General features: G+C 63.8%; 3 protein-coding genes. All 3 read left to right on the top strand.

The features are described 5' to 3' along the window. A partial coding sequence (gene tssI / locus GIW04_RS29260) for a type VI secretion system tip protein TssI/VgrG (protein ID WP_236479493.1) occupies nucleotides 1-992 on the top strand: 992 nt, incomplete at its 5' end. Beyond that, nucleotides 992-1,717 (top strand): DUF4123 domain-containing protein, encoded by a 726-nt coding sequence (locus tag GIW04_RS29255; RefSeq protein WP_034134733.1) that lies wholly within the window; start codon nucleotides 992-994, stop codon nucleotides 1,715-1,717. The genes tssI and GIW04_RS29255, both read left to right, overlap by 1 nt. A gap of 97 nt (nucleotides 1,718-1,814) precedes the next feature. Further along, entirely contained in the window at nucleotides 1,815-2,651 is an 837-nt protein-coding gene (locus GIW04_RS29250) for a 23S rRNA (adenine(2030)-N(6))-methyltransferase RlmJ (RefSeq protein WP_032893901.1), read from the top strand. The last annotated feature ends 547 nt before the right edge of the window (nucleotides 2,652-3,198 follow it).

Here is a 3,198-nt window from a genome sequence, read left to right as displayed (position 1 = left end):
CCAACGCATTTGCCGCCGCGCCATGGGATGCGGTGTTTCGTCCGCCCTTGCCGGAGCAGCCGCGCCCGACGGTATCGGGGTATCAAAGCGCGGTGGTCACCGGCCCGGTTGACAGTGAGGTCCACTGTGACGAGTACGGCCGGGTCAAGGTGCAACTGGCCTGGGATCGTGTCGGTGAGCACAACGACCATTCCAGTTGCTGGCTGCGGGTGGCCAGTGGTTGGGCCCATGACCGTTATGGTGTGGTGCTGATCCCCAGGGTCGGCATGGAAGTGCTGGTGGGGTTCGTCAATGGCGATATGGACATGCCGCTGGTAGTGGGGTGCCTGCCCAACACCGCCACGCCAGTGCCCCTCGACCTGCCGGCGGACAAGACCCGTAGCATCTGGCGTAGCCAGAGCAGCCCTGGCGGTGGCGGCTATAACGAACTGCGTATTGAGGACCGCAAGGGCGCCGAGGAAATCTACCTGCGCGCCCAGCGGGACTGGACCCAGCATGTGCTGCATGACCAACAGGTACAGGTCGATAACCAGCGTCGCGTGCAGGTGGGCGGCGAGTCGCGCCATGAGTTGCAGGGCCAGGAGCAGCGCATCACCCACGGCAACCGTTTGACCGAGCTCAAGCAGGATGACCATCTGGTGGTCGGCGGTTCCCAGCACATGCGGGCCGGGCAGACCATTGCGCTGGGCGCCGGGCAAAGCATCCTCATTGATGCGGGTGCCAGCGTGACGATCCAGGCGGGCGGGCAGTCGATCACGTTGTCAGCGGGCGGGATATTCAGCAGTGTGCCGATCCAGCTCGGCAGCGCGCCGGCCCCGATGCCGGCGCCGTTGATGCCTGGATTGAACGAGACTTTATTGGCGGTGGTGCCCGCGCCGTTAAGCCGTGCGCAAGTGGTCAGCCTCAAACGCAGCGCGCCGTTCTGTGAAGAATGCGAGCGCTGCAAGAGCGGTCAGTGTGACATCGGCGCCCCTGTACGGAGTGCGTCCTGATGCCCGCGCCCTTGACGCCCATTGCCTGGCTGGCGCACTACCCGTTGCAGCCAGATGAACAGCTGTACGCCGTGCTGGGCAATGCCAGCGACGCCAAGCCGCTTGCCGCCTGGCAAGCCACGGCCGCTGCAAAGATGCCGCGACCGATCTGGGCGGGCACGGCCTACGCTGACTGGGATGAGGTCATGCCCTGCGTGGGCATCGTTGAGCCGGGCAGTGCCTTTCTCGATTGGATAGCCACCACCCAAGCGACGGATTGGGGCTGGCTGGCGGTCTCATCCAGCCCGCTGGAGGTGGTGATCGAGCATTTGCAGGGCTTGACCCAAGTGTACCTGCCGGAAAACCAGCCGGTGTTTTTGCGTTTCTGGGACGGCGCGCACCTTTTGCCGATGTTGCAGTCATTAGGCGACGAGGCGGCGCGCGTGTTGCCGGTGTTTCAGCGCTACCTGGTCAACGGCCAGCCGCTGTCCGTGGCGACCGGGTCAGTCGCTGCGGCCCCAGCCAGCCCCTGGTGGCAGGTTCCGGCGTCCTTGCTGACGCACATGGCCCAGCAGTCACCGCAGGTGCTTGTCGACAACCTGCTGCAATGGCTCCAGGAGCAGCGTCCTGACCTCTACACCGCGTTTACCCCAGCCACCTTGCAGCACAAGGTCGCCTACTTCACACGCAGGCCGCAAATCAGCCATGGCGCATTGGCTGATTACCTTGCCTCGCAACTCAGTTAAGCCCCTGGTGATAGCGTGACATCCGTGCCGCCTGCCGTGCGGCCCTGCACCTTTGCGTCGGTAGAAGGTAAACTTCGCCCCCTGCGCAGGAGCAACCATGAATTATCGTCACGCCTTTCACGCCGGCAACCATGCCGATGTCTTCAAACACCTGACCTTGACCCGCCTCATCGCCCTGATGTCGCGCAAGGAGCAGCCGTTCGCCTACCTCGACACTCACGCCGGCATTGGCTTGTACGACCTGCAGGGCGACCAGGCCAACCGCACCGGTGAATACCTGGAAGGCATCGCCCGCCTGTGGGGCGCAAGCGACCTGCCGCCGCTCACCGCCGACTACATGCGCGTGCTGCACGAGATGAACCCGGATGGCCAGTTGCGCTACTACCCCGGCTCGCCGGAACTGGCGCGCCGCCTCACGCGGCCCCAGGACCGTGTGCTGCTCAATGAGAAGCACCCGGAAGATGGCGTGCTGCTCAAGGACAACATGAAGGGTGATCGCCGCGTCAAAGTGCACCTGGGCGAAGGCTGGCATGTGCCACGGGCCTTGCTGCCGGTGCCGGAAAAGCGCGCGCTGATGCTGATCGACCCGCCGTTTGAAAAACTCGACGAAATGCAGCGTTGCGCGGCGTCCCTCAAGGAGGCGGTAAGCCGTATGCGCCAGACGGTGGCGGCGATCTGGTACCCGGTGAAAGACCAGCGCATGTTGCGCCGTTTCTACCAGGACCTGGCCGGCACTGGCGCGCCGAAGCTGCTGCGTGTGGAGTTACTGGTGCATCCGCTGGACACGCCCAATACCCTCACCGGCTCGGGCCTGGCGATTGCCAACCCGCCGTGGGGCTTGGAGGAGGAACTGCGTGAGTTGTTGCCGTGGCTGTCCAAGCAACTGGGCCAGACCCAGGGTGGCTGGCAGATGGATTGGCTCATCGCCGAATAACCGCCTTTCCGGCCAAACACAAACCAATGTGGGGGGCTTGCCCCCCGATAGCGGAGTATCAGCCATTACATCCGTAACTGACACTCCGCTATCGGGGCATAGGTATCTACACAATTTCGGGTACGACGCTGGACCTGTGGCGAGGGAGCTTGCTCGAGTGGCGGCCTGACGGCCGACGCATCTCTACCTGACACCCCAAGATCTAAATGTAGGAGCTGGCTTGCCTGCGAAGACGGCCTGACGGTCGACACAGTTGGATCGTGTACATATCCATTCCTGCGGTAACGGCCACTTAGGGTTCCGCCCTGACGGTGGCTCACTTTGCAAAAGCCGGGATGCCGGCCCAGGCCAAAGTAAGCAAAACGCTCTTGCCCCACCACTCGGCACCTCGCTCAGGCTCGGTGTGCCCGTAATCCGCCAGTGATTTGGGGGGCCGCCGCCACGCGCCATCCATGGCGCGGGGCGGCTAAACCGGCATCCCTGCCGGTTTACCCCCCAAATCACTGTCGAATTACGGCCAGCGTGGTTTAACGGGGCGCTTGAGATC

The sequence above is a fragment of the Pseudomonas sp. PA-4-8C genome, from assembly GCF_021606625.1.
Classification (GTDB): Bacteria; Pseudomonadota; Gammaproteobacteria; order Pseudomonadales; family Pseudomonadaceae; genus Aquipseudomonas; species Aquipseudomonas lactis.
Note: the sequence above shows the minus strand (reverse complement) of the source record. Positions and strands in the feature narration are given on the sequence as shown.